This is a genomic window from Devosia nitrariae, assembly GCF_030160115.1.
GTDB classification, from domain to species: Bacteria; Pseudomonadota; Alphaproteobacteria; order Rhizobiales; family Devosiaceae; genus Devosia; species Devosia nitrariae.
Genome location: NZ_BSNS01000011.1, coordinates 67,710 through 91,517, shown reverse-complemented (window position 1 = coordinate 91,517; position 23,808 = coordinate 67,710). Strand labels below are relative to the sequence as shown.

Here is a 23,808-nt window from a genome sequence, read left to right as displayed (position 1 = left end):
CTTCAGGTGGAGACGGTTTGCGCATGGCCGCCGCTGGCGGCCAGCAATTCCTTGGAATAAGGCTCGACGAGCGCGCCGGCCTTCAGCTGCGCAACGCTCGCCACCTCGACGATGCGCCCGTGCCGCATCACCGCGAGGCGATCGCAGAGGAACGAGACGACCGGCAGATTGTGGGTGACGAGAAGGTAGGTCAGTCCCTGCTCGCGGCGCAGGCGCTTCAGAAGATTGAGGATCTCCGCCTGTACCGAGACGTCGAGCGCCGAGGTCGGCTCGTCGAGCAGCATGATCTTGGGCTCGAGCATCAGCGCGCGGGCGATGGCGACACGCTGGCGCTGGCCTCCCGAGAGCTGATGGGGAAAACGGAAGCGGAAGCGCCGGTCGAGGCCAACGGCGGCGAGCATCGCCTCGACGCGGGGGCCACGGTTGGAGAGCCCGTGAACGGCGAGCGGTTCGGAGAGCGTCGCATCGACGGTCTTTCGCGGATGCAGCGAGCCATAGGGGTCCTGGAAGACCATCTGGCAATGCCGCGCCACCTGCCGGTCGACGCCGTGGCTGCGCGCCTTGCCGAGCACCGAAATCCGTCCCTCCCAATCGGGCGCGAGCCCGCTGATAGCACGCAGCACCGTCGATTTGCCCGAGCCGCTTTCGCCTACCAGCGCGAAGCTCTCGCCCTCGGCGATGTCGAGGTTGATGGCGTGCACCACCTTGGTGTCGCCATAGGAGATGTCGAGGTCGGAGAGGGTGATGGCGCTCATGTGCCGGCCCACAGGGTTCTGTCGAGCACGGGCAGTTCCTCGCGGGCCTCGTCGATGGTGGGCATCGCGGCGAGAAGTCCGCGCGTATAGGGGTGCGTGGCGTTTTCGAGTTGGCCGGCCGCGCATTCCTCGACGATCGTGCCAGCATTCATCACCAGGATGCGGTCGCAGTAGCGCGAGACAAGGTTGAGGTCGTGGCTGATGAGGATGAGCCCCATGCCTTTGTCACGAACCAGATCGTCGATGATGTCGAGGACCTGCGCCTGCACCGAGACATCGAGCGCCGAGGTCGGTTCGTCGGCAATCAGCAGGTCCGGCTCCGGGATCAGCATCATGGCGATCATCACCCGCTGACCCATGCCGCCCGAGACCTCGTGTGGATAGAGCCCGGCCACCCGCGCCGGATCGTCGATGCGCACGGCTTCGAGCATGGCGATCACCCGTTCGTCGATCTCGCGGCGCGGCAGCTTCTTGTGCGTCACCAGGGCCTCGGCGATCTGCTCGCCGACGGTCATCACCGGATTGAGCGAGAACTTGGGGTCCTGCATGACCATGGAGATGCGGGCGCCGCGGATGTCGCGCATGTCGCGCTCGCTCTGCGTCGTGAGGTCGATGCCATCGAACGTCATGCGGTCGGCGGTGACGCGCCCCGGCGGGCGGATGAGCTTCAGGATCGAGCGGCCGGTCATCGACTTGCCCGAGCCGCTTTCGCCGACGATTCCCAGCCGTTCGCGCCCGAGGGTGAAGGAGATGCCCTTGACCACTTCGGCGCGGCCTCGGGGCGTCGGGAAGCTGACCGTGAGGTTCTCGATATCGAGGAGCCGGGCCATCAGTGCTTGTCCGCTTGCTTGGGATCGAGCACGTCGCGCAGACCATCGCCGAGAAAGCAGAAGCCGAGGCTGACGAGGATAATGGCGAACCCGGGCATGGTGGCCACCCACCACTGATCGAGGATGAAGGTGCGCCCGCGCGAGATCATCGCGCCCCATTCGGGCAGTGGCGGCTGGGCGCCGAGGCCAAGGAAGCCGAGACCGGCGGCGGTCAGGATGATGCCGGCCATGTCGAGGGTCACGCGGATGATCATCGAGGAGGTGCAGAGCGGCAGGATGTGGCGCACAATCACCCGCAGTGGGGAGGCACCCTGCAACTGCACCGCCGAGATGAACTCGGAGCTGCGGAAGGTCAGCGTCTCGGCCCGGGCGATCCGCGCATAGGCCGGCCAGGTGGTAATGGCGATGGCAATGATGGCGTTCTCGATGCCGGGGCCGAGCGCGGCAACGAAGGCGAGCGCCAGGATGAGCTTGGGCATCGACAGGAAAATGTCGGTGATTCCCATGAGAACGCGGTCTGCCCAGCCGCCGAAATAGCCTGAAACCGCGCCGATCAAGAGGCCAAGCGGTGCCGCGATCACCGCAACCAGCAGGACGATGGTCAGGGTGATCTGCGAGCCCCAGACGACCCGCGAGAAGATATCGCGACCGAGTTCGTCGGTGCCCATCCAATGGGCGGCCGAAGGCGGCATCAACCGGTTGGCGAGGTCCTGGCCGATCGCCGAATAGGGCGCGATCCACGGCGCGCCGATAGCGGTGACGATCAGGACGAGAATGATGATCCCGCCCAGCACCGAGAGCGGGTTGCGCATCAGCGCCACGGCGATGCGGTAGAAACGGCCGAGGCTCGCCTGCAGGCGCGAGGACGGGGAATCGTCGAGGAGCCAGTCGCGGGCGGTCATGCGAGACCTCCGTGCTCGGCCTGCGAGCCCCCCCTCCCATCCTCCCCCACAAGGGGGGAGGTGCCGCATTCGGGTTGTGGCAACATTCTTCCAAAAGCACTGACCTTCACCTCCCCCCTTGTGGGGGAGGATGGGAAGGGGGTGCCGATCCAGCGACGCATCGGAACCATCACCGCGCCCTCGGGTCGAGGACGCGGTAGAGCACGTCCGATATCTTGTTGATGAAGATGAAAACGGCCCCGATGACCAGCGTTGCGCCGAGCACGGCGTTCATGTCGGCGTTGAGCAGCGCCGTCGTCAGATAATTGCCGATGCCGGGCCAGGAGAACACCGTCTCGATCATCACCGAGCCTTCGAGGAGCCCGGCATAGGAAAGGCCGATGACGGTGATCAGCGGCACGCGGATGGGATTGAAGGCATGCCGCCAGATGACGAGGCGCTCGGGCACGCCCTTGACGCGGGCGGTGGTGACATATTCCTGGCTCAACTGGTCGAGCATGAACGAGCGCGTCATGCGTGCGATATAGGCGAGGCTGAAGAAGCCGAGCACCGAGGCCGGCAGGACGAGGTGGGTGACGGCGTTCCAGAAAATGTCGATGTCGCCGGCAATGAGACTATCGACGAGGATGAGGCCGGTCACCGGCGGCACCAGGCCGTCGTAGAAGATATCGAGGCGCCCCGGCCCGCCCACCCAGCGCAGGCGCGCATAAAAGACCGCAAGCCCAACGAGACCCAGCCAGAAGGCCGGCACCGAGTAGCCGAGGAGCCCGACGACGCGGATCACCTGGTCGGTCCAACTGCCTTGGCGGCTGGCGGCCGTCACCCCCATCGGCACGCCGAGCGCGACGCCGATCAGAATGCCGATGGTGGCCATCTCGAGCGTCGCCGGAAAGAAGCGGCTGAGGTCCTGGATCACCGGACGTCCCGTCGAGACGGAGCGCCCGAGATCGCCCGAGAGCACGTCGGCGACGTAGTTGGCGAACTGCACCGGCAGGGGCTGGTCGAGCCCCATGGCGACGCGCGCCGCCTCGTAGACCGCAGCCGTCGCCCGGTCGCCGACCACGGAGAGGACCGGATCGATAGGGATGACGCGGCCGATGAAGAAGGTGATGGCGAGAAGGCCGAGGAAGGTGAGCGCGATGGTGACGATGAAGCCGGCAATGCCGCCGAGACCGCGCAGCACGCGTCGCCGTCCGAGGGTGGCGGACGCGCCTGCCGCGCCTACCGGTTCCGTCTGCGGCTCGAAACTCACCCGCCCGAAAACTCCCGAAGAAAAACAATCATTTGCAGCCGCACGAGCCTGCGGGCGACTGTCACGTTCCGTCACATTTCACTTGGAGCATACAAGAAACTTTGCTTATATCAAAAAAATTTTGGTGGGAGCGGAGACGGTGAGTTCGGTGCTGGCCAGGACCGAGGACGACGGGCACCCGAAGGTCGGGGCGCTCATCCGCGCCCGGCGGCGCCAGCTCCACATGACGCTGCAGGCGCTGGGCGATGCCGCCGACGTCTCGGTCGGGTATCTCAGCCAAGTCGAACGCGATCACGCGACGCCCTCGCTCGGTACGCTTGCCCAGATCGCCCGGGGGCTCGGCGTCGGCATCGACTATTTCATCGCCGCGCCAACCGCGCGTGAGGCGCTGACCCGCGCCAGCGAACGGCAGCGTTTCTCCATCGACGGATCCTCGATCATTTACGAGCGGCTGGGCGCGGATTTCCCGGGCAACGTGCTCTCGTCCTTCGTCATGACGGTACCGCCCGGCTATCGGTCGGAGACGGTCGCGCATGAGGGCGAGGAGATCCTCTATGTGCTCGAGGGCTCGATCACCCAACGGCTCGACGACCAGGAGATGGTCATGAGCGCCGGCGACAGCCTGCATTTCCGCGGCAACCGCCCTCACTCCTGGTCCAACCACACGGCAGAACCGGCCAAACTCTTGTGGACCGGCACGCTGGCCCTCTTCCGCTCTTCGGCAAAGCCCAAGCTCCTGCCGGAGGCGACGCACAAACCCGGCAGCCTCAAGCCGGCCAAAAAAATCGTCACACACAAGGAGAAACGCTGATGAAGCTCTTCCGAGCCGCCTTGCTCGCCACCGCCCTGACGCTGCCGCTCGGCGCCGTCCCGGCCTTCGCCGCCACCCCGGCCGACGTGCTGGTGGTCGCCCAGAATATCGACGACATCGTCGCCATCGATCCGGCCCAGGCCTATGAGTTCACCTCCGGCGAGCTCGTCACCAACGTCTATGACCGGCTGGTGCAGTACGATGCCGAGGACACCACGGTGCTAGCGCCCGGCCTTGCTTCCGAATGGAGCGTCGACGAGGCCAACAAGACCATCACCTTCACCCTTCGGGACGGGGCGACCTTCCACTCCGGCAATCCGGTGCGGACCGAGGACGTGGTGTTCTCGTTCAAGCGCGTCGTCACGCTCAACCTCACCCCCGCCTTCATCCTCACCCAGCTCGGCTGGACGCCCGAGAACATCGAGGAGATGGTGACCGCAGACGGAAACACCGTCACCGTCAGATATGACGGCGACTTCTCCTCGGCATTCGTCCTCAACGTGCTTGCCGCCCGCCCGGCCTCGATCGTCGATGAGCTGACGGTCATGGAGCACGAGGAAAACGGCGACATGGGCAATGCCTGGCTCAATGCCAACTCGGCTGGCTCGGGCGCCTTCAGCCTCGCCGACTACCGACCCGCCGAGATTATCCGCCTCGAGGCGAACCCGGACTATTTCAAGGGCGCGCCGGCGGTGAATTCGGTCATCATCCGCCACGTGGCCGAGGCGGCAACGCAGCAACTGCTGCTGACCTCCGGCGACGTCGACATGGCCAAGAACCTGACGCCCGACCAGATCTCGAGCCTCTCCGGCGACGCGGTCAAGGTCGAAACGTTCCCACAGGCGGCCGTGCACTTCCTCTCGTTCAACCAGAAGACCGAAACCCTCACTCCCGAGGCGGTCTGGGAAGCGGCGCGCTATCTCGTCGACTATGAGGGCATGACCTCGACCTTCCTCAACGGGCAGATGGAGATCCATCAGGCGTTCTGGCCCGAAGGCTTCCCTGGCGCGCTGACCGATACGCCATTCACCTACGACCCGGAAAAGGCCGAGCAGATCCTGACCGACGCCGGCATCGAGCTGCCGATCAGCGTCACCCTCGACGTCATCAACTCGACGCCCTTCACCGACATGGCGCAATCGCTGCAGGCGACCTTCGCCGAGGCCGGGATCAACTTCGAGATCATCCCGGGAACGGGCGCGCAGGTCATCACCAAATACCGTGAGCGTACCCACGAGGCCATGCTCCTCTATTGGGGCCCGGACTTCATGGACCCGCATTCGAACGCCAAGGCCTTCGCCTACAACTCCGACAACTCGGACGACAACTATCAGGCGACCACCACCTGGCGGAATTCGTGGGCGGTTCCGGCCGAGATGAACGAGGAAACCATGGCCGCACTGGCCGAATCCGACCCGGCAAAGCGTGAAGAGATGTATCTCGACCTGCAGAAGAAGGTGCAGGAGACTTCGCCCATCGTCATCATGTTCCAGGCCGCCTATCAGGTCGCCATGGCCGAGAACGTCGAAGGCTACGTCAACGGCGCAACCTCGGACTTTGTCTTCTACCGGCTAGTGACGAAGGAATAGTCTACTGCGATCGGGGTGAGGGAGCCTAAGGCCCCTCACCCTGACCCTCTCCCCAGAGGGGCGAGGGGACGATGGGTGGGCCGCCAGTGCTGATCCCAAACACCGAGCTTCACCCCCCCTCTGGGGAGAGGTCGGCCCCAAAGGGGCCGGGTGAGGGCCCTTCCTCCACGCAATTCAGTCCGAGCACGACCATGACACCTACCCTCTTTGCCCGCCTCTCCAACCTGCGCGCCCGCATGGCCGAGACCGGCACCGATCTCGTTGCCATCGGCCCCTCGAGCCATATGGTCTGGCTCGCCGGCGTTTCCCCGCATGGCGACGAACGGCCTGTGATGTTGCTCGTCTCCAAGGGCTTTGCCGGCTTCCTGATGCCGGCGCTCAATGTGGACAGCGTGCGCCAGCATACCGACCTGCCGTTCTTTGCCTGGAGTGACGCCGAAGGTCCGGACGCGGCCCTCACCAGGCTTATCGATGCCACGGGCATTGACCGCAACGATGCAAGTGTCGTCCTCGACGAGACCATGCGCGCCGATTTTGCCCTGATGCTGCTCGACGCGCTGCCGGACGCCCGGCGCAACTTCACCCAGAACACGGTGGGGTATCTGCGTTCACGCAAGGACGAGGACGAGTACAGAGCGTTAAAGGCCAGCGCGCTTCTCAACGACCGGGCCATGCAGGCGGGGTTCGCGGCTTTGAAGCCCGGCATCACCGAGCGCGAGGTCGCTGAAACCATCCGCGACTTCTACAAGGCCAATGACGCGGTGCCGGAGTTCACCAGCGTCTGTTTCGGCGGAAACGGTGCCTTTCCGCACCATCACACCGGAGAAACTCGGCTCAAAGAGAACGATCCGGTGCTGATCGACATCGGTGGGCGCATCGGCGGATATCCCAGCGACATGACCCGCGTCGCCCATATCGGGACCCCTTCGGCTGAGTTCGACAAGGTGCGGTCGATCGTCGATGATGCGGTCAGGGCCGCGATCGCCGCAGCAAAACCAGGCGCCAGGGCGAAAGACGTCGACAAGGCGGCGCGCGACGTCATCACGGCGGCCGGGTATGGCGAGAACTTCCTCCACCGCACCGGCCACGGCCTCGGCATCGACATCCACGAAGCGCCCTATATCACGGCCACCTCCGAGACCGTGCTCGAGGAAGGCATGGTGTTTTCCATCGAGCCTGGCGTGTATCTTGCTGGGAGCTTCGGCATCCGGCTCGAGGAGATCGTCATCATCAGGGCCGATGGTGCCGAAATCTTCTCCGAGCTGCCGCGCGATGCGGCGCGGATTTGATCGCGATCATAGCAAATGCGCGAGTGGCTCGCCGCACTGGGCGCTGCGCAATAGGAGTAATCGTCAGGGCCGCGGCGGGGGCAACGGCACGTCGATCGGGGCACCCGTTGCAGGCGCCTCGATGATCGGCTCGGTAAGGTTGGGATTGTCGCGCAGCAACTCCGTCACCTCTGTATCGAAGGCTGCGAGATACTCCTCGATCCGCTGGCCGTTGGCGCCGAGATCGTGGCTGGCGGCGAGCGAGACCGAGCGCATGTCGATGCTGGCGCCCTCCTCGCCGCCGGCGACGGCGATCACCACGTCGTCGAGCCAGCCCAACAGCGTCGTTACGCGGGCATTGATGCGGCCTTCGCCATCGGGCGTTATCGGCCCGTTCCTGGCAAGCACCTGCCAGCCACGCTCCTCAACGAGCTGCAAGGCCACATCATAGACCTGCTGGGCGTTGAGCGGATAAGTGCGCGTCTTGACGTTGGGAAAGACGGCTTCGAGCGTGAACGGACTCGGCCGTACCGGCGGGCTCATAGTGGCAGTCGCCTCGTCGAGCAGCAGCGGCAGGCGCTGCCGATCGGCTGTGGCGATGTCGGTTGCCTGCGGATAGCGCGCCGCCATCGTTGCTGCCCAGCCGAACGGGGCAAGACAGGCAAGGCCGACGGCAAGGGCGACGAACCCCCGGTCCCAGCCCTTATCGCCGGTGAACCAGAGACGGACCAGCGCAATGAGCGCGGTGAGTACCGTGGCGACGACAACGACGAGCGCGACGGCGAGCATGGTGTGGAACGTCGCGCTCTCGATCAGCCTCTGGCGGTGCAGCAGCACCGGGATGACGAGCAGCGGCAGCGAGAAGCTCGCCAGCCGTCGCGCCCAAATGGCCCATTTCGATGTGCGGATGAGGATGCGCAAAGCGGCCTGGCAGGTTGTCAGGTTATGGCGACCTGACTATCGCCTTAAATTGAATAAATCGCGAATCGGCTTCGACATCAGGGATAAAGCCGCGTGCGGCTCCAGGGAGCCTCCGGCGCCACGCGGGTGAACCGCACACGGTCGTGGAGGCGGAATTGCCCGTCCTTCCAAAATTCGATGGCCAGCGGCACGAGGCGGAAACCGGACCAGTGCGCCGGGCGCGAGAGCGATCCCTCCCCGACCTCGGCGGTGAGTTCGGCTACCGCCGCCGTCAGCAGGGCGCGGCTCGCCAGTGGGCGCGACTGGCGCGATACGGAAGAGGCGATCTGCGAGCCCTTGGGGCGCGAAGCGAAATAAGCATCGGACTCCTCAGGCGCTACGGCCTCGACGGGTCCACGCATGCGGACCTGCCGGCGGATCGACTTCCAGTGCATGACGATCGCCGCCTGCGGGTTGGTCGCGAGTTGCCGGCCTTTCTCGCTCTCGAAATTGGTAAAGAAGGCGAAGCCGCGTTCGCTGCGCGCGTTCATGAGCACCATGCGCACGTCCGGCAGGCCATCTGCGTCGACGGTCGCCAGCGCCATGGCGTGCGGATCGTTGGGTTCGTTGGCTGCCGCCATCGCCAACCACTCCTCGAAAAGCACAAAGGGATCGATTTCCCCGGCGTCTTCGTCGTCGAAAAGTCGTGTGGTCAGCGGTTCTGTCATGGCGTGCAACCTCACTCGGCGCTCTGGTCCGCTCACTGGACAAGGCACCACCCGCTCGCCATATAGAAGGCGAAGAGCAGGGCGTGCAACGCCCCATAGCAATGAGCGAAAGGTGGATATCGGCTTTTCGTTCGTTGCGACGACAAAGCCTGGGTTGCGTCCGTGCGGCCAAGCCGGCGGTCGGAACCGATGAAACTGAATCCTGCGTGACCGCGCGGCAAAAGTGGTATCCACTCGGCCGGTCACGCCCGAACGAATCGATTGGAGACGATGCGCGACCCCTATAGCGTACTCGGGGTGACCCGGTCGGCCAGCGAAAAGGACATCAAGTCCGCCTACCGCAAACTGGCCAAGGCCTATCACCCTGACCAGAACCCGGATGATCCCAGCGCCCAAGCAAAGTTCGCCGAGGCGACGACCGCTTATGACCTGTTGAGCGACAAGACCAAGCGCGCCCAGTTCGACCGCGGCGAGATCGATGCCGAGGGCAATCCGCGGTTTGCCGGTTTCGGTAATGGCGGCTTTGCCGGCGCGACGCGCGGCGCGCGCCCGGGCGCAGGCGCCTTTTCGGCCGAGGACATTCTCAAGGAGTTCATGAGCGGGTTCGGCGGTCAACCGCGCGGCGGTGGGCGCACGACCTTCAGCAGCGAAACCCAGTGGGATCCATTTGCCGGTACCGCGCAGCGCGGTACCGGCATAAAGGGCGAGGACTTCACCGCCGTCGCCGCCGTGTCGCTGGAGGAAGCACACCGTGGCGGCTCGATCCAGGTTCGCATGCCCAATGGCAAGATGCTCTCGGTCAAGCTGCCGAAGAAGGTCGAGGACGGCCAGCAGATCCGTCTGAAGGGCCAGGGCCAACCCTCGCCGGTCGGCGAGCCGGGCGATGCGCTGGTAACGATCAAGTTCGAAAAGCACAAGACGTTCCGGCTCGACGGGCATGACCTGCGGACCGATCTGCCAATCACGCTTTATGAGGCGGTGCTGGGCGTCAAGGTCAGGGTCCCGACCCTCGACGGGCCGGTAGAGCTCAACCTGCCGCCGGGCGTCGACACCTCGAAGTCCCTGCGCCTCAAGGGCAAAGGGCTCTACGGAGACGGCGACCTCTACGTCAACGTCAAGGTCGTGCTGCCGCCGGGAGGGGATCCGGATCTCGAAAGCCTGATGCGCTTCTGGCGCGACCAGAAGCCTTATACGGTACGCGATTAGCCCTCTTTTGAGCCGCTCAGCGCGGGGCGGCGGCGCGTTTCAACCTGTCGTTGATGGCCTCGCCCAGCCCGGTCTCCGGGATCGGCGCAACCGCGATGCGCGGCGCGCCGGTCGCATCGAGCGCGTGGAGCGCGGAAAAGAGATTGCGCGCCGCTTCGTGCAGATCACCGGACGGCGAGAGATTGACGGCGGAGTCGTGACCTGCGGGAGGTGAACCGAAACCGAGGTAGACTTCCCCTGGCTCCGGCGCGGCCGCGTCGAGCCTCAGGCTAGCGGCCGGCGCATAGTGGCTGGACAGCATGCCGGGCGCCGCAATGGCTGCTTCGGAGGCGGCAACTCCGATCGGCCGGCCGATCGCCTCGGACACCGCCTCTCGCGCCAAAGCGCCAGCGCGAAGCTGCACGACCTCATCTCCGTCGACGGCAAGGATGGTCGATTCCACACCAGCGCGGCACGGACCACCGTCGAGGACCGGCACACGGCCGGCAAAGCCGCGGCGAACCTGCTCGGCGGTCGTGGGCGAAAGCCTGCCGGAAGGATTGGCCGAAGGCGCGGCGAGCGGGCGGCCGACGGCGGCGATCAGTTCCAGCGCCAGAGGATGGTCGGGAATGCGCACGCCCACGGTTTGGAGACCGGCCGTCACGATATCGGAGAGTCCCGCATCGGCGTTGACCGGCAACACGAGGGTCAGCGGGCCGGGCCAAAACCGGGCCAGCTCCCCGGCAAGTGGCGAAAACACCGCCACCGTTTCGGCCATGGCAAGATCGGCGCAATGGACGATCAGCGGGTTAAAGCGCGGCCTGCCCTTGGTCTCGTAGATGGCAAGCACCGCGTCCGAGTTGGTGGCATTGGCACCCAACCCATAGACGGTCTCGGTGGGAAAGGCGCACACGCGGCCCGCTCGCAGCAGCGCCGCGGCGTCCGCAACGGTCAGGGGATCGGCGTTCAACTCTTCATGCGCGCTCATCGGGGCTGTTTGACAAGGGTCGGGCTTGCCGTCAAGAAAGGCCATCAACGCGCAGGGGTAAGCGGACCGTGACGACGCTTCTCATCAGCCAGCAGAACTTCGAGAGCCATGTGACGCCGGAAGGTCACCCGGAGCGGGCCGACCGCATCCGCGCCATCGAAGACGCTCTGGCCAGATCGCGTTTCGACGAGCTCCTGCGGCGAGACGCGCCGTCGGTCGACCTGGCACTCGCCGAGCTGGTTCACGGACCCCGCTACATGCAGCGGCTGCGCGATGCGCGACCGGCCGAAGGCATCGGCCAGGTCGATGCCGACACCTTCATCTCTTCGGGCTCGCTCGATGCGGCGGCAACTGCCCTGGGCGGCGCGCTGGCGGCATTGGAAGCCGTGGTGCTGGGCGAAGCCGACAACGCCTTCTGCGCCATCCGACCGCCCGGGCACCACGCCGAGCGGGACACCCCCATGGGGTTCTGCCTCGTCAACACCATCGCCATTGCCGCACGAGAGGCGCAGCGCAAGCACGGGGCGGAGCGCATCGCCATCGTCGATTTCGACGTCCACCACGGCAACGGCACCCAGGATATCTTCCAGGACGACCCCAACATCTTCTATGCCTCGAGCCACCAGTTCCCGCTCTATCCGGGCACAGGGCACCCGAGCGAGACCGGGGTGGGCAACATCCTCAACGTGCCGCTGCCGCCCCACTCGGACGGGAGCGCGATGCGCGACGCCTACCGCGACAGCGTCCTGCCGGCGCTCATCGATTTCTCGCCGGACATCATGCTGATCTCGGCCGGATTCGACGCCGACCACCGCGATCCTCTCGCCCAGCTCGATTGGGTCCCCGATGACTTCGCGTGGCTCACGGGCAAGCTGATGGACATCGCCGAGCGAGCCTGCGGCAACCGCATTGTCTCGCTCCTCGAGGGCGGCTATGACCTCAAGGGACTGGCCGGGGGCGTATCCCACCACGTGGCCATGCTGATGGACGGCGCGGTGGGCGATCTCAAGGAATAGGAGCCGAAATGGCCGAAACCACCCAAGAAACCATTCATGACGACATCAAGTCCCTGAGCTTCGAGGCGGCACTCGCCCAGCTCGAAGAGATCGTCGGCAAGCTCGAGAGCGGCAGGGCGCCGCTGGCCGAATCCATCGCCATCTACGAGCGCGGCGAGGCCCTGAAGGCCCATTGCGAGGCGCTGTTGAAGACGGCCGAGGCACGAATCGAGAAAATCACGCTCTCGCGCGAAGGAAAGCCTTTGGGCACCGAGCCGCTCGACGCGGAATAAGCGGATGACGGATACCTCCAATCGCACCTTGCGCAACTTCCGCATTGTCCTTTGGGCCCTTGTCGTGGTCGTTGCCATCGGCGCGACCGCGCTCTACCTGCTGCGCCCCCCTGCCCGACCGCTCGCAATCACCGGCACGCCATTCGCGCTGACGGCAACGACGGGTGAAACCTTCACGCAGGAGGACCTGCGTGGCACACCAAGCCTCGTCTTCTTCGGCTTCACGCACTGCCCTGACGTCTGCCCGACAACACTGGCCGAGACCACGATGTGGAAGGAAGCCCTGGATCTCACCGCGCAGGATCTGCGCGTCATCTTCGTGACCGTCGATCCGGAGCGCGACGATATCGAGACCGTACGCGGGTACCTGTCTGGCTGGGATCCGTCGATCATCGGGCTCGTCGGCGATACGGAGCAGACGGAAGCGACCAAGGCCGCGTTCGGCGTGTTCTCCGAGAAGGCCGGCGAAGGCGAATACTATACCGTCAACCACACGGCCTCCGTGTTTCTCGTTGGCGCCGACGGCGCGTTCGAGGGCACTATCGCTTATGAGGAGCCGACGGAGAGCGCTCTCGGCAAGATCCGCGGGCTGGTCCAGGGGTGAACGCGCGTATCCGCCTGGACCTCGCGCTCGAGGCACGCGGGCTGCTGCCGAGCCGGGCGCGGGCAAGAGATGCCATCAAGCGCGGCACGGTGACGGTCAATGGCACGATCGCGGCCAAGCCGCACCAGCTGGTGGGACCCGAGGACGCGATCACGCTCGACGATCCGGCGGCCGACTACGTCTCCCGGGCAGCGCTGAAGCTCATTGCAGGGCTCGATGCCGGCAGCCTCGCGGTCACCGACAAAGTCTGTCTCGACGTTGGCGCCTCGACCGGTGGTTTTACCCAGGTGCTACTGGAGCGCGGCGCGCGGCTTGTCTTTGCTGTCGATGTAGGGCACGGGCAGTTGCATGAGACCCTTGCTCGAGACCGCCGCGTCGTCAGTCTCGAGGGTACCAATGCGCGCGACCTGACGGCGACGTTGATTCCTGATCCCATCGACCTCCTCGTCTGCGACATCAGCTTCGTATCGCTCGCCAAGGTGCTCGCCGGGCCGCTCTCGCTCTGCCGGCCCGGGGCCGACGCAGTGATCCTGTTCAAGCCGCAATTCGAGGTCGGTCCGGCCCATGTCGGCAAGGGCGGGATCGTCACAGACACGCAGGCGATCACACGGGCGCTCGCCGACACCATCGAATTCATGGCGCGCCAAGGCTGGACGCACCGGCAATCGGTGGCTTCGCCTATTACCGGCGGCGACGGGAACAAAGAAACTGTCACAGTGTTCAGCAAGACTGGCGGGGGCGCCACGTAAAGAGTTCACATGTTGAACTACCTGCTGACACCGGTCCTCGTCGTCCTGTTCCTCATGGGGCTGTTGCTCACGCCCACGCCGCTTCCCCTCGGCGTACCGCTGATGGCGGTGTCGCTGTTCCTGCTCATTGCGACCAACAAGCTGATACGGCGCTTCGTCTGGTTCCTGCGCCAACGCTATAGCTGGCTCGACAACGCCATCGGTTTCATCGAGGAGCGGGCGGACAATCGCATCCGCAGAACGCTGCGGCGCACCCGCCCGCGCAAGCGCAAGAGCTTTTCCCGTTCCGATTAAGTCGAAACGGGAAAGCTCCGGATATCTTTGAATTTGCGCGTTTTCGAACCGCAAAAGTGGTGTCCACTTTTGCTGAAAACGCTCTAGGTTGTAGTGACAATTTAGCTATTTGAGCCACAGCATGATGCTTGCGAGCTTGATGAAGCCGAGGAAATTGGCTGCCAGCTTGTCGTAGCGAGTGGCGATGCGCCGCCACTGCTTGAGTTTGGCAAAGAAACCTTCGATCCCCCAGCGCTGTCGGTAGGCGAACTTGTCGTAGCGGTGCTGGTACTTGCGGTGGCGGCGCGGCGGAATGACCGGCTCGCCGCCCTCATTGAGAATGACGTCGTGCAGGCTGTCGGCATCGTAGGCGCGATCGGCGAGGACCTTGCCCGATGCCAGGCCAGCGACGAGTTGGCAAGCCGGTGCCATGTCGTTCTGCTGGCCGGGTCCGATCTCGAAGCGGACCGGCAGGCCGAGCGCGTCTACGACAGCATGGATCTTGGTCCCGAAGCCGCCGCGTGAGCGGCCGAGAGCTTGGGCTTGAGATCCCCCCTTTTACGCCGCGCACCGGCGGCCTGGGCCTGCGCCCGGATGACGGTGGCGTCGATGGCCAGCCATTCCAGGTCGGGATCGGTGGCCACGGCCTCGAACAGGCGATCGAACACCCCCATCTCGATCCAGCGATAATAGCGCCGCTTGGCCGTCTGGTAGGGGCCGAAACGCTCCGGAAGATCCCGCCAACGGGCACCTGAACGCGCCATCCACAACAAGGCATCGAAGAACCGACGCCCGTCGCTGCGTGGCCCGCGCCTGCCCTTGCGCCCACCCGGCACGAACGGCTTTACCTTCTCCCACTGATCGTCCCGCAGAACCTCGCCATCCATCGCCAGCCTCCAAAAGCCAGCGTTGAATCTGATTTGCCAACCAAGGGGAATCCCTAAGTCGATTAAATTGTCACTACGACCTAGCCGCCCGTCAGAAAACCCAGCGGCCCCTCGCGCCCCGTCTGACCGCGGTGGCGCAGGAAGTGGTCGGCAAGCACGCAGGCCATCATCGCCTCCCCGATTGGCACCGCACGGATGCCGACGCACGGATCGTGCCGGCCCTTGGTGACAATGTCGGTGTCTTCGTTCTCGACCGTGACGGTGCGGCGTGGGGCGAGGATCGAGGATGTCGGCTTTACAGCGAAGCGGACAACGACCGGGTCGCCATTGGAGATGCCGCCAAGAATGCCGCCCGCCTGGTTGGAGAGAAAATAGGGGCGTTCGTCACCGGCGCGCATCTCGTCGGCATTCTCGATGCCCGTCAGGCCCGCTGCCTCGAAGCCAGCGCCGATCTCGACGGCCTTGACGGCGTTGATCGACATCATCGCCGAGGCGAGGTCTGCGCTCAACTTGCCGTAGATCGGGGCGCCCCAGCCCGCCGGCACGTTCTCGGCCACCACCTCGATCACCGCGCCGACCGAATTGCCGGCCTTGCGGACGTCGTCGAGATAATCCGCCCAGACCGAGGCGGCGTTGGCGTCGGCGCAGAAGAACGGGTTCTGGCCCACCTGGTCCCAGTCGAATTTGCCGTAATCGATCTTGTGCGGACCGACCTGGACGAGGCTGGCGCGGATCCTGACATCGGCGACGATCAGACGGGCGATGGCGCCGGCAGCCACGCGGGCCGCCGTCTCGCGGGCCGATGAGCGGCCGCCACCGCGATAGTCCCTGAGGCCGTATTTCTGGTGGTAGGTGTAGTCGGCGTGACCCGGGCGGTACTTGTCGCGGATCTCCGAATAGTCCTTGGACCGCTGGTCGATGTTCTCGATGAGGAGCGAGATCGGCGTGCCGGTGGTCCGGGGGCCGTCCGTGCGCTCGTCCTCGAAGACACCCGAGAGGATTCTGACCTCATCGGCCTCGCGGCGCTGGGTGGTGAATTTGGACTGGCCCGGCTTCCTTCGGTCGAGGTCGCGCTGGATCATCTCTGGGGTCAGCGCGATGCCCGGCGGACAACCGTCGACGACCACCCCCAGGGCCGGCCCATGGCTCTCCCCCCAGGTGGTGAAGCGGAAGAGATGGCCAAAGGTATTGAACGACATGGCGGACGGTCCTCGCGACTGCGGCCGTTCTAGAGCGCGACGCATTTCTATGCAATCAAATCGGGCTCAGCTGCCGGAGGCTTCCTCGGTGTTGTGAACGGTCATCATGCCTTTGGAAAAATGGGCGACGGCGCCCTGTGGCGGTTGCCAGTTGACGACATCCCCATGGGGAGCGCCCTCGACGAGGTGCCGCAGAACGCGAAAGACACCGCCATGGGCAACGACGACAGCGTTGTCGGTGAGGATTTCGGCGAAATCCAGCAGGCGCGCGGCGACGTCGTCGTAATTCTCGCCGTTGGTCGGGCGGTAGTGCCAGTAGCTCGGCTCGCGCTCGCCCGGCGCGGTCGCAGCTTCGCGGTTGATCTCAGCGTGGAGGCGCCCTTCGAGCTCGCCGAAGGAGATCTCGATGAGTCGCTTGTCGTAGTGGACGGGCGGCAGTTCGACGTCGAAAGCGGCGCGCATGCGCTCCATGGTTTCGCGGGCACGGCTCAGGGGCGAGGCGAACCAGTTGAGGGACACTGGATCGACCTCGTCGCGCTCTAGCAGGTCACGCAGCAACTGGCCATTGGCGTCAGCCTGGCGGCGGCCGGTGTCGTTCAATGGAATATCCCTTGTGCCCTGGTAGCGGCGCTCGCGGTTCCAGTCCGTTTCGCCGTGGCGGGCGAAATAGAAGTCAGGCCAGATGAAATTGGTCATTGCGTTACGGCGGAAGTCGGCTACTCCGCACCCCCCTCGGCTGCTTCGAGTAGCTTCATGCCGACGACACTGTAGCCGGCATCAACATAGTGGATCTCTCCGGTCACGCCGTTGGCAAAGTCGGACAGCAGGTAAAGCGCCGAATTGCCCACGTCGTCGATCGACACGTTGCGACGCAGCGCCGAATTTGCCTCCTGCCAGTGCAGCATATCCCTGAGGCCGGCGATCCCAGAGGCGGCCAGAGTCTTGATGGCGCCGGCCGATATCGCGTTGACGCGGATGCCCTTGCCGCCGAGATCAACCGCCAGATAGCGCACGGAAGCCTCGAGCGCGGCCTTGGCGACGCCCATGACGTTGTAATTGGGCACGTATTTGGTCGAGCCGTAATAGGTCAGCGTCAGCAGGGACCCGCCCGGGGCCATCAGCGCTTCGGCGCGCTTGGCGACAGCGGTGAAGGAATAAACGGAGATATTCATGGTCAGGGCGAAATTGCCCGGGGTGGTATCGATATAGCGACCCTCGAGCTCCTCCTTGTTGGAAAAGCCGATGGCGTGGACGAGGAAATCGAGCTTGCCCCAGCGAGCCTTGATCTCCTCGAAAGTCTTGTCCATGGCGGCTTCGTCGGAGACGTCGCATTCGACGAGGAAGTCGGAACCGACTTCGGCGGCGAGCGGCTCGACCCGGCGCTTCAGGGCTTCGCCCTGATAGGAGAACGCGAGGTCGGCACCCTGCCCGGCCAGGGCCTTGGCGATGCCCCAGGCGATCGAACGGTTGTTGGCGAGGCCCATGATCAGCCCGCGCTTTCCCGACATGAATCCCTGCGCCATTCGGTCAGCCTTTACTGGTGTGGTCGGGGCGGTTGTGGCACAGGGGGGCGAGAGGGGCAAGCTTGCGCCTTGCGGATTTGCACCCGCCCGCTATGGTCCCGTCATGCTCGCCGATACCGCCACAATCGTCGCCCGACTGACTGAGTTTCTCGGCCCCGACAGCGTCGTTGCCGACCCTGTGCAAATGGGCTCCTATCTCAACGAACCGCGCAAGCGCTTCCATGAGAAGGCAGCTGCCGTGGCCCTGCCGCGCAGTGTCGCCGAGGTGCAGGCGCTGACCCGGTTCGCCTTCGAGCACGGCGTGGCGCTGATCCCGCAGGGCGGCAATACCGGGCTCGTCGGTGCACAGGTACCGCTGAGGGGCGACGAGGTGATCGTCAGCCTTGCCCGGATCAACGCCCTGCGCGAGATCGATGCGGCGGCAGGTCACATGACGGTCGAAGCCGGCATGATCCTCGAAGAAGCGCATAGGATCGCCGAGGCTGAGGGCGCCATGTTTCCGCTGTGGATCGCCTCGCAGGGTTCGGCGCGGATCGGCGGGGTGCTCTCCTCCAATGCGGGTGGCGTCAACGTCCTCGCCTACGGAAATGCGCGCGAGCTCTGCCTCGGGGTTGAAGCGGTGCTGGCCGACGGGCGGCTCTACAAGGGACTCAATGCCCTCAAGAAGGACAACACCGGTTACGATCTCAAGGATCTGCTGATCGGCGCGGAGGGCACGCTCGGCATCATCACGGCGGCGACCCTCAAGATCTTCCCGTTGCCGGCCGTCTACGAGACGGCGATCGTCAACCTCGCTTCTCCTGAGGCGGCGCTCGAGCTTTTCTACACAATGCGCGAGCGGGCCGGCATGCGGCTCAACGCCTTCGAGCTCGTGCCGTTGATCGGGCTCGACATGCAGATGCGGCACGGCATGCTCGACAAGGACCCCACCGCCGGCCCCTCCCCCTGGTACGCGCTCATCGAGATCAGCCAGCCGAAGGGCGCCAAAGGCGGGCTCCTGCAGGCGGGGCTCGAGGCGGCGTTCGAGGCGCAGCTGATCGACAATGCGGTGGTGGCCGAGTCGCTCGCCGACCGCACGCGCATGTGGGCCTTCCGCGAGCAGATGTCGGAGGTCCAGTCGCGCGAGGGCGCTTCGATCAAGCACGACGTCTCGGTGCCGATCGCCGCCATTCCAAGGCTCATCGCGGAAGGATCCGAAGCAGCCGAGGCGCTGGTCGCTGGCATCCGCGCCGTGCCGTTTGGCCACATGGGCGATGGCAACATCCACTTCAACTTCAGCCAGCCGGTCGGTGCCGACGGCAAGACGTTCATGGCCGGCGCGCAACCCGTGCACGATGCGGTTTACGAAGTCGTCCTCAGGCTCGGTGGTTCGGTTTCTGCCGAACACGGCATCGGGCAGCTGAAGACCGCGCTCTTAAAGCAGGTGAAGGATCCGGTGGCGCTGGAGATGATGCGGGCCATCAAGCAGGCGCTCGATCCCAGGGGAATACTGAACCCGGGCAAGATGCTGGATTAGGGAACGAAGCTCCCGTTTCCCCGTTCGCCGGACATGAGCGAGCGCTTCGATCGAGCCGCCGGTATCTTCTATTTCGTTGCGATGATGGGCACCGGCATCGCGCTGGGAGGCGCGCTGGCGCATCTCCTGGAGATGCCCAACAAGCTCGGTATGGACAGGTCCGATTATCTCGCCACGCAGGGCGCCTATCGCGGCTGGGCATTGTTGGCCATCGTGCTGGTCGTCCAGGCGATCGGCCTCATCGGGTTGGCTCTGCGTGCCCCCGAAGGTTCTCCTACTTCCTGCCGACCTGCACCGCGCTTGCCGCTCTTATCGTGGCGCAGGTGGTGTTCTGGATCTATACGTTTCCAGCCAACTCGGCGACTGACCAGTGGACGATGCTGCCAGACAACTGGCAGGCCTTGAGGATCCAGTGGGAGTATTCGCACGCGGTCGGGGCTGTCTTGCAACTCGCGGCGTTCGCGTGCCTTTGCCACATCGGCGCCCGAGCGCTCGGCGCCCACGTCCCAGACGGCCGGCAATAGCCGCTTGCGCGGGCTTCTGCGGTTACACACATGGCTGTGCCTACTTGATCCGGCACCGCTGTCGTCCCATGTCAGCGCCAGTCCCTTTCATCGCCGGATTCTCCCATGCTCGACGACATCGTATTCCTCGACGACGCCACGCGTCCCGCTCCACCCACGCTGGAGGGCGTGACCGATGAGCAGAAGGCGCCGGGCCAGCACTTGCGGATGATCCACGATCATCTGCGCGAGAACATGGAGGTGCTGCGGCGCCTGGTCGAACGGGCGGCGGCTGGGACGGTGACGCCGGCGCAGGTTGCCGAAGAGACGGGCGACCTGACGATGATCGCCAACTATCGCCGGTTCGGCAATCTTTGCGGCCAGTATTGCCAGTTCGTCCATATGCACCATTCGATCGAGGACCAGGCGATCTTTCCGGCGCTCAGCCAGAAGGGCGAGGCGTTTCGCAAGATCGCCGAGCGGCTGGCGGCCGAGCACGTGGTGGTCCACGAATTGCTGGTGCGCCTCGTCGGCGCGCTGGGCGAGCTGGCGCGCAACTCGACGCCGGAGAGCTTTGCCACGGCACGCGAGCTGTTCGATGCGCTGGAGCGCGTGCTGCTTTCGCATCTGGGCTACGAGGAAGACGCGATCGGCGACGCGCTGGGCTATTTCAAGATCGGCAGCTAAACAGTCGGTCAAAAAAGGCTCAGCTGCCCGCCCCCGCCATCCTTGGGCGGCTCCGGTTTCTCCACCGTCACCGGTTCGATCAGTCTCTCGTCGTCGAACTCGGCCGTATTCACCCGTGTCGAGACCGGGTGGAATTTCAGCGCCCCATCCTCGAGCGGCAGCGCGAGCTGGTGCGCCTCGCGGGCGCGCACGCCGCGCACGTCAAGCCATTGCTCGATCTCGGCGCCGCGCAGGATCACCGGCATGCGGTCGTGGATCACCGAGAGCTGGTCGTTGGCCGGAACGGTGATGGTGGCAACAGTGTCGACCTCCTCGCCCTGCGGTCCCGACCAGGTCGCATAGAGGCCAGCGAGCGCCATCGGTTCGTCACTGGCCAGCGTGATGTAATAGGGCTGCTTCTTCTTGTCGGCGCGCAGTTGCCATTCGTAGTAGCCGGTCGCAGGCAGGATGCAGCGGCCATGCTTCAGGGCGTCACGGAAGGCCGGCTTTTCGGCAAGTGTCTCGGCCCGGGCGTTGACCAGCAGAGAGAACTGACGCGGGTCCTTGACCCAGCGCGGCACGAGACCCCAGCGGGCAAAGCGTACCTCGCGGCGGCCCGCCTCCTCCCAGACGGCGAGCACCGGTTGGGTCGGCGCGACGTTATAGCGTGGGGCGACGTCGACCGCGTTCAGCGCCTGCAATTGCGCAATCATGCCTTCGATCGCCTTTTCAGCGACATAGCGCCCGCACATGGGACATCTCCGTGACTGGCTCTAAAGTTAGGATATGAGCAGCGAGTCGCAAACAATTGCTGGCGAGGCCGCGCCCGATTCGGCGAGCGTTGCCCTCATCCGATCGGGTGAGGTGCTGCTGATCAAGCGCGCCTATGCGCCATATCGGCATCTCTGGACGCTGCCGGGCGGCCGCGCCGAAGCGGGTGAGACAGCCGAGGACTGCGCCATTCGGGAGGTGCGCGAGGAGCTGGGACTGACGGTCTCGCATCTGCGGCACGTCGAGACGCAGGTGCTAGCGAGCGCAAGCGGCGGCTGGCGGTTGGCGGTCTTTGCCAGCACCCGGTTCGAGGGTGCGCTCGCTGCTTCCGACGAAATCGCCGACCACCGCTGGGTGCCGCTGGCGCAGGCCGCCGCAATGCGCACCACGGCGCGCCTTCACCAATTGCTGCTAAGGGCCTTCGCGCGCGTCGGTGCGCAATGATAGGATCGGCGGCGATGATCATGTTTGCAAAATCCTTCCGACGCGCGCTGGCTGCGGCCGGCGTCATTATCTGTCTTGGTGGACAAGCCGGGGCCATCGACCCGCCTTATCAGCGCGAGATGGAACGGCTGGCCGAGATCATGGGCAGCCTCTATTTCCTGCAGCCGCTTTGCGCCGAGGGCACAGAGGACTGGCGCGCGCAAATGGCCGAGCTCATCGCCCTCGACGAGCCCGAGGAAGACAGGCGGCAGCGGCTGGCGGGCGCCTTCAATGATGGCTACCAAGCCTTCGCCCGCTTCCACAGAGCCTGCACGCCGGCAGCCCGTGAAGCATTCCTGCGCCTTCTGGCCGAGGCCGAAACGCGGGCGCGCGACATCCATTCACGCTTCGCCGAATAGCCGGCATCCCTACAGGGGAAAACCTGTGTATGAGCCTGTGTATTAAGGACAATTCCTGACCCGCTGTTAACCTTTAGGTTACTTCCAAGAGGCGAACGAAAGCCGGGCGTGCTAACCCCAAGGAATGGCAGCTAGCAAAACCTTATTCGGCGCGACCACCTCAGCCGATATGATCGACCTCGAGCACAGCGAGCGTCGGATCGCGCTCGAATATCTGGCCGAGGCGTGGAATTCGGCCGAGGAGGACGGCATCGAGCGCCAGTCGCTGGCGCATGCCTCGCTCTTTGCGGCGCTGGCCATGTTCGTGCGGCTCTATGGCGACGACTCGACAGCTGACATGGTCGCAGACCTGCCCGATCGCATCCGCGCGGGTGAGTATAATCTCGACCGCAACCTGCAGTAGCTGAGTCTTCAGGCCTCGGCCGGCAGCGCCTCCAGGAAGCGCATGGGCTTGCCTGTCGCGGGCGTCACCAGCGCGCCCTGCCACATGACGGTCTCCCCCCGCACGACCGTACCGACGGGCCAGCCGGTGACGGCAACGCCGTCATAGGGTGTCCAACCCGCCTTGCTCATGATCCAATCATTGGTAATGGTCTCGCGCCGTTTGAGGTCGACCACGGTCAGATCCGCGTCGTAGCCGACAGCGATGCGGCCCTTGGCGGCTATGCCGAACAGGCGGTGGGGACCGGCGCTGGTCATGTCGACGAAGCGGGCCAGGCTCAAGCGGCCGGCATTGACGTGGTCGAGCATGACGGGAACCAGCGTCTGCACCCCGGTCATGCCCGAGGGCGAGGCGGGATAGGGCTTGCTCTTTTCCTCGCGGGTGTGCGGGGCGTGGTCGGAACCGAGAATGTCGGCGACGCCGTTGGCGACGCCCGCCCATATCCCTTCGCGATGTGCGGCGTCGCGCACGGGCGGGTTCATCTGCGCGTAGGTGCCGAGGCGCTGGTAAGCGGTCTCGTCGAGGGTCAGGTGGTGAGGCGTCACCTCGACGCTGGCAACGTCCTTGCAGCGCGAGAGGAACGCCATCTCCTCGGCGGTCGAGATGTGAAGGACATGAATGCGCTTGCCGGTGCGACGGGCGATGGAAACGAGGCGTTTGGTGCAATGGAGCGCCGCCTCGGTGTCGCGCCAGACGGGGTGCGAAGACGGATCGCCTTCGACCCTTAAATGCTTGCGCTCCTCGAGCCGGTATTCATCCTCCGAGTGGAAGGCGGCGCGGCGGGAAATGGCCGAAAGGATAGCCTCCACCCCAGCGTCATCCGGCACCAACAATGACCCGGTGGATGAGCCCATGAACACCTTGATGCCGGCGCAACCAGGAAGCTTCTCGAGGTCGGCGAGTTCTGCGACATTGTCGTGGGTGCCGCCGATATAGAAGGCGAAATCGCAATGCATGCGGTTCGTCGCCCGCGCGATCTTGTCCTCAAAAGTTGCGCGCGAGATGGTCAGCGGACTGGTGTTGGGCATCTCGAAGACGCCGGTGACGCCACCCATGACAGCCGAGAGGGAACCTGACTCCAGGTCCTCCTTGTGTTCGTTGCCGGGCTCGCGGAAATGCACCTGCGTGTCGATAACGCCGGGCAGGATGTGCAGCCCCTTGCAGTCGACAACCGTCTCGGCGCTGTCGCCGGTCAGATCGCCGATACCGGCGATCCGTCCCTTGACGATGCCGACGTCGGCTTCGCCTTCACCGTCCTGGTTGACCACGGTACCGTTCTTGAAAATCAGCTCGTGGTGCGCCATGTCTGCCTGCCGGGTCTGGTGAACTGGGTCCGG

The 23,808-nt window shown here is 65.0% G+C and carries 28 protein-coding genes; 15 read left to right on the top strand and 13 right to left on the bottom strand.

From position 1 onward, the window contains the following. Positions 1-2 precede the first annotated feature (2 nt). From QQK18_RS11005 to QQK18_RS10990, 4 genes are all read right to left on the bottom strand, one after another. Positions 3-755 carry an ABC transporter ATP-binding protein gene (locus tag QQK18_RS11005; RefSeq protein WP_284340388.1) on the bottom strand — a complete coding sequence of 251 codons (753 nt, stop codon included), beginning with the start codon at positions 753-755 and terminating at the stop codon, positions 3-5. Further along, positions 752-1,585, bottom strand: a complete 834-nt coding sequence (locus QQK18_RS11000) for an ABC transporter ATP-binding protein (protein ID WP_284340387.1) — start codon at positions 1,583-1,585, stop codon at positions 752-754. Before QQK18_RS11000 ends, QQK18_RS11005 begins: the two co-directional genes overlap by 4 nt. Next, positions 1,585-2,487, bottom strand: a complete 903-nt coding sequence (locus tag QQK18_RS10995; RefSeq protein WP_284340386.1) for an ABC transporter permease — start codon at positions 2,485-2,487, stop codon at positions 1,585-1,587. The genes QQK18_RS11000 and QQK18_RS10995 overlap by 1 nt, the downstream gene beginning before the upstream one ends. A 169-nt stretch (positions 2,488-2,656) precedes the next feature. Next, positions 2,657-3,739 carry an ABC transporter permease gene (locus QQK18_RS10990; RefSeq protein ID WP_379994492.1) on the bottom strand — a complete coding sequence of 361 codons (1,083 nt, stop codon included), beginning with the start codon at positions 3,737-3,739 and terminating at the stop codon, positions 2,657-2,659. A gap of 139 nt (positions 3,740-3,878) precedes the next feature. Here QQK18_RS10990 and QQK18_RS10985 point away from each other — a divergent pair, with 139 nt between their 5' ends. From QQK18_RS10985 to QQK18_RS10975, 3 genes are all read left to right on the top strand, one after another. Further along, positions 3,879-4,550, top strand: coding sequence for a helix-turn-helix domain-containing protein (locus tag QQK18_RS10985; RefSeq protein WP_284340385.1), 672 nt, complete (start codon positions 3,879-3,881; stop codon positions 4,548-4,550). Next, positions 4,550-6,139, top strand: a complete 1,590-nt coding sequence (locus QQK18_RS10980; protein ID WP_284340384.1) for an ABC transporter substrate-binding protein — start codon at positions 4,550-4,552, stop codon at positions 6,137-6,139. The genes QQK18_RS10985 and QQK18_RS10980 overlap by 1 nt, the downstream gene beginning before the upstream one ends. A 191-nt stretch (positions 6,140-6,330) precedes the next feature. Continuing rightward, complete coding sequence (locus tag QQK18_RS10975) at positions 6,331-7,428, top strand: M24 family metallopeptidase (protein WP_284340383.1); 1,098 nt, start codon at positions 6,331-6,333, stop codon at positions 7,426-7,428. Positions 7,429-7,491: 63 nt separating this feature from the next. Here QQK18_RS10975 and QQK18_RS10970 read toward each other — a convergent pair whose 3' ends face one another. Together QQK18_RS10970 and pdxH are read right to left on the bottom strand one after the other, a co-directional pair. Beyond that, positions 7,492-8,328, bottom strand: coding sequence for a DUF1499 domain-containing protein (locus QQK18_RS10970; RefSeq protein ID WP_284340382.1), 837 nt, complete (start codon positions 8,326-8,328; stop codon positions 7,492-7,494). Between the two features lie 77 nt (positions 8,329-8,405). Next, a complete protein-coding gene (pdxH, locus tag QQK18_RS10965) occupies positions 8,406-9,035 on the bottom strand; it encodes a pyridoxamine 5'-phosphate oxidase (protein ID WP_284340381.1) in 630 nt (209 codons plus the stop codon). 270 nt (positions 9,036-9,305) lie between these two features. Here pdxH and QQK18_RS10960 point away from each other — a divergent pair, with 270 nt between their 5' ends. Further along, positions 9,306-10,241, top strand: a complete 936-nt coding sequence (locus tag QQK18_RS10960; protein WP_284340380.1) for a DnaJ C-terminal domain-containing protein — start codon at positions 9,306-9,308, stop codon at positions 10,239-10,241. Between the two features lie 16 nt (positions 10,242-10,257). On the opposite strand, the gene QQK18_RS10955 is transcribed toward QQK18_RS10960, so the two are convergent. Then, positions 10,258-11,208 carry an L-threonylcarbamoyladenylate synthase gene (locus QQK18_RS10955; RefSeq protein ID WP_284340379.1) on the bottom strand — a complete coding sequence of 317 codons (951 nt, stop codon included), beginning with the start codon at positions 11,206-11,208 and terminating at the stop codon, positions 10,258-10,260. Between the two features lie 68 nt (positions 11,209-11,276). On the opposite strand from QQK18_RS10955, the gene QQK18_RS10950 reads away from it, so the two are divergent. Genes QQK18_RS10950 through QQK18_RS10930 form a run of 5 tightly spaced genes read left to right on the top strand, consistent with a single transcriptional unit; the run spans position 11,277 to position 14,143 of the window. Next, positions 11,277-12,224 (top strand): histone deacetylase family protein, encoded by a 948-nt coding sequence (locus QQK18_RS10950; protein WP_284340378.1) that lies wholly within the window; start codon positions 11,277-11,279, stop codon positions 12,222-12,224. Positions 12,225-12,232: 8 nt separating this feature from the next. Next, positions 12,233-12,496, top strand: coding sequence for an exodeoxyribonuclease VII small subunit (locus QQK18_RS10945; protein ID WP_284340377.1), 264 nt, complete (start codon positions 12,233-12,235; stop codon positions 12,494-12,496). 4 nt (positions 12,497-12,500) lie between these two features. Then, positions 12,501-13,100: an SCO family protein gene (locus QQK18_RS10940; protein WP_284340376.1), complete on the top strand. Its 600-nt coding sequence runs from the start codon at positions 12,501-12,503 to the stop codon at positions 13,098-13,100. Next, the gene (locus QQK18_RS10935) at positions 13,097-13,849 is read left to right on the top strand and encodes a TlyA family RNA methyltransferase (protein ID WP_284340375.1); all 753 of its coding nucleotides are present in this window, start codon (positions 13,097-13,099) and stop codon (positions 13,847-13,849) included. The genes QQK18_RS10940 and QQK18_RS10935 overlap by 4 nt, the downstream gene beginning before the upstream one ends. Before the next feature lie 9 nt (positions 13,850-13,858). Continuing rightward, positions 13,859-14,143 (top strand): hypothetical protein, encoded by a 285-nt coding sequence (locus tag QQK18_RS10930; RefSeq protein WP_284340374.1) that lies wholly within the window; start codon positions 13,859-13,861, stop codon positions 14,141-14,143. A 105-nt stretch (positions 14,144-14,248) separates the two neighbouring features. Here the strand turns inward: QQK18_RS10930 and QQK18_RS10925 are convergent. The 4 genes from QQK18_RS10925 to QQK18_RS10910 form a co-directional block, all read right to left on the bottom strand. Continuing rightward, positions 14,249-15,009 (bottom strand): IS5 family transposase gene (locus QQK18_RS10925; protein WP_284340373.1). Its coding sequence is split into 2 segments (ribosomal slippage): positions 14,249-14,682 and positions 14,682-15,009, totalling 762 coding nucleotides; the frame shifts between segments, so codons are not numbered across the junction. Positions 15,010-15,089: 80 nt separating this feature from the next. Beyond that, positions 15,090-16,208: a chorismate synthase gene (aroC, locus tag QQK18_RS10920; RefSeq protein ID WP_284340372.1), complete on the bottom strand. Its 1,119-nt coding sequence runs from the start codon at positions 16,206-16,208 to the stop codon at positions 15,090-15,092. A gap of 66 nt (positions 16,209-16,274) precedes the next feature. Further along, complete coding sequence (locus tag QQK18_RS10915; RefSeq protein ID WP_284340371.1) at positions 16,275-16,904, bottom strand: histidine phosphatase family protein; 630 nt, start codon at positions 16,902-16,904, stop codon at positions 16,275-16,277. 20 nt (positions 16,905-16,924) lie between these two features. Beyond that, positions 16,925-17,716, bottom strand: coding sequence for an enoyl-ACP reductase FabI (locus QQK18_RS10910; protein ID WP_379994501.1), 792 nt, complete (start codon positions 17,714-17,716; stop codon positions 16,925-16,927). 118 nt (positions 17,717-17,834) lie between these two features. Between QQK18_RS10910 and QQK18_RS10905 the strand changes: the two genes are divergently transcribed. The 3 genes from QQK18_RS10905 to QQK18_RS10895 all read left to right on the top strand — a co-directional run bounded on the left by QQK18_RS10905 (position 17,835) and on the right by QQK18_RS10895 (position 20,437). Continuing rightward, positions 17,835-19,247, top strand: a complete 1,413-nt coding sequence (locus QQK18_RS10905) for an FAD-binding oxidoreductase (protein WP_379994543.1) — start codon at positions 17,835-17,837, stop codon at positions 19,245-19,247. 33 nt (positions 19,248-19,280) lie between these two features. Continuing rightward, positions 19,281-19,652, top strand: coding sequence for a hypothetical protein (locus QQK18_RS10900; protein WP_284340368.1), 372 nt, complete (start codon positions 19,281-19,283; stop codon positions 19,650-19,652). A 224-nt stretch (positions 19,653-19,876) separates the two neighbouring features. Next, entirely contained in the window at positions 19,877-20,437 is a 561-nt protein-coding gene (locus QQK18_RS10895; RefSeq protein WP_284340367.1) for a hemerythrin domain-containing protein, read from the top strand. Positions 20,438-20,445: 8 nt separating this feature from the next. Here QQK18_RS10895 and QQK18_RS10890 read toward each other — a convergent pair whose 3' ends face one another. Then, complete coding sequence (locus tag QQK18_RS10890; RefSeq protein ID WP_284340366.1) at positions 20,446-21,168, bottom strand: SOS response-associated peptidase; 723 nt, start codon at positions 21,166-21,168, stop codon at positions 20,446-20,448. Between the two features lie 34 nt (positions 21,169-21,202). On the opposite strand from QQK18_RS10890, the gene QQK18_RS10885 reads away from it, so the two are divergent. From QQK18_RS10885 to QQK18_RS10875, 3 genes are all read left to right on the top strand, one after another. After that, positions 21,203-21,631 (top strand): NUDIX hydrolase, encoded by a 429-nt coding sequence (locus tag QQK18_RS10885; protein ID WP_284340365.1) that lies wholly within the window; start codon positions 21,203-21,205, stop codon positions 21,629-21,631. A gap of 14 nt (positions 21,632-21,645) precedes the next feature. Then, the gene (locus QQK18_RS10880; protein ID WP_284340364.1) at positions 21,646-22,029 is read left to right on the top strand and encodes a TIGR02301 family protein; all 384 of its coding nucleotides are present in this window, start codon (positions 21,646-21,648) and stop codon (positions 22,027-22,029) included. Between the two features lie 124 nt (positions 22,030-22,153). After that, positions 22,154-22,432 carry a hypothetical protein gene (locus QQK18_RS10875; protein ID WP_284340363.1) on the top strand — a complete coding sequence of 93 codons (279 nt, stop codon included), beginning with the start codon at positions 22,154-22,156 and terminating at the stop codon, positions 22,430-22,432. 8 nt (positions 22,433-22,440) lie between these two features. Here QQK18_RS10875 and QQK18_RS10870 read toward each other — a convergent pair whose 3' ends face one another. Next, the gene (locus QQK18_RS10870) at positions 22,441-23,775 is read right to left on the bottom strand and encodes a dihydroorotase (protein ID WP_284340362.1); all 1,335 of its coding nucleotides are present in this window, start codon (positions 23,773-23,775) and stop codon (positions 22,441-22,443) included. Positions 23,776-23,808 lie beyond the last annotated feature (33 nt).

Bases quoted from the DNA above. Each gene is read 5' to 3' on its own strand.
- QQK18_RS11005 (WP_284340388.1), bottom strand. From the start codon at position 755: ATGAGCGCCATCACCCTCTCCGACCTCGACATCTCCTATGGCGACACC.
- QQK18_RS11000 (WP_284340387.1), bottom strand. From the start codon at position 1,585: ATGGCCCGGCTCCTCGATATCGAGAACCTCACGGTCAGCTTCCCGACG.
- QQK18_RS10995 (WP_284340386.1), bottom strand. From the start codon at position 2,487: ATGACCGCCCGCGACTGGCTCCTCGACGATTCCCCGTCCTCGCGCCTG.
- QQK18_RS10980 (WP_284340384.1), top strand. From the start codon at position 4,550: ATGAAGCTCTTCCGAGCCGCCTTGCTCGCCACCGCCCTGACGCTGCCG.
- QQK18_RS10975 (WP_284340383.1), top strand. From the start codon at position 6,331: ATGACACCTACCCTCTTTGCCCGCCTCTCCAACCTGCGCGCCCGCATG.
- pdxH (WP_284340381.1), bottom strand. From the start codon at position 9,035: ATGACAGAACCGCTGACCACACGACTTTTCGACGACGAAGACGCCGGG.
- QQK18_RS10960 (WP_284340380.1), top strand. From the start codon at position 9,306: ATGCGCGACCCCTATAGCGTACTCGGGGTGACCCGGTCGGCCAGCGAA.
- QQK18_RS10955 (WP_284340379.1), bottom strand. From the start codon at position 11,208: ATGAGCGCGCATGAAGAGTTGAACGCCGATCCCCTGACCGTTGCGGAC.
- QQK18_RS10945 (WP_284340377.1), top strand. From the start codon at position 12,233: ATGGCCGAAACCACCCAAGAAACCATTCATGACGACATCAAGTCCCTG.
- QQK18_RS10940 (WP_284340376.1), top strand. From the start codon at position 12,501: ATGACGGATACCTCCAATCGCACCTTGCGCAACTTCCGCATTGTCCTT.
- QQK18_RS10930 (WP_284340374.1), top strand. From the start codon at position 13,859: ATGTTGAACTACCTGCTGACACCGGTCCTCGTCGTCCTGTTCCTCATG.
- aroC (WP_284340372.1), bottom strand. From the start codon at position 16,208: ATGTCGTTCAATACCTTTGGCCATCTCTTCCGCTTCACCACCTGGGGG.
- QQK18_RS10915 (WP_284340371.1), bottom strand. From the start codon at position 16,904: ATGACCAATTTCATCTGGCCTGACTTCTATTTCGCCCGCCACGGCGAA.
- QQK18_RS10910 (WP_379994501.1), bottom strand. From the start codon at position 17,716: ATGTCGGGAAAGCGCGGGCTGATCATGGGCCTCGCCAACAACCGTTCG.
- QQK18_RS10905 (WP_379994543.1), top strand. From the start codon at position 17,835: ATGCTCGCCGATACCGCCACAATCGTCGCCCGACTGACTGAGTTTCTC.
- QQK18_RS10900 (WP_284340368.1), top strand. From the start codon at position 19,281: ATGAGCGAGCGCTTCGATCGAGCCGCCGGTATCTTCTATTTCGTTGCG.
- QQK18_RS10895 (WP_284340367.1), top strand. From the start codon at position 19,877: ATGCTCGACGACATCGTATTCCTCGACGACGCCACGCGTCCCGCTCCA.
- QQK18_RS10890 (WP_284340366.1), bottom strand. From the start codon at position 21,168: ATGTGCGGGCGCTATGTCGCTGAAAAGGCGATCGAAGGCATGATTGCG.
- QQK18_RS10885 (WP_284340365.1), top strand. From the start codon at position 21,203: ATGAGCAGCGAGTCGCAAACAATTGCTGGCGAGGCCGCGCCCGATTCG.
- QQK18_RS10880 (WP_284340364.1), top strand. From the start codon at position 21,646: ATGATCATGTTTGCAAAATCCTTCCGACGCGCGCTGGCTGCGGCCGGC.
- QQK18_RS10875 (WP_284340363.1), top strand. From the start codon at position 22,154: ATGGCAGCTAGCAAAACCTTATTCGGCGCGACCACCTCAGCCGATATG.
- QQK18_RS10870 (WP_284340362.1), bottom strand. From the start codon at position 23,775: ATGGCGCACCACGAGCTGATTTTCAAGAACGGTACCGTGGTCAACCAG.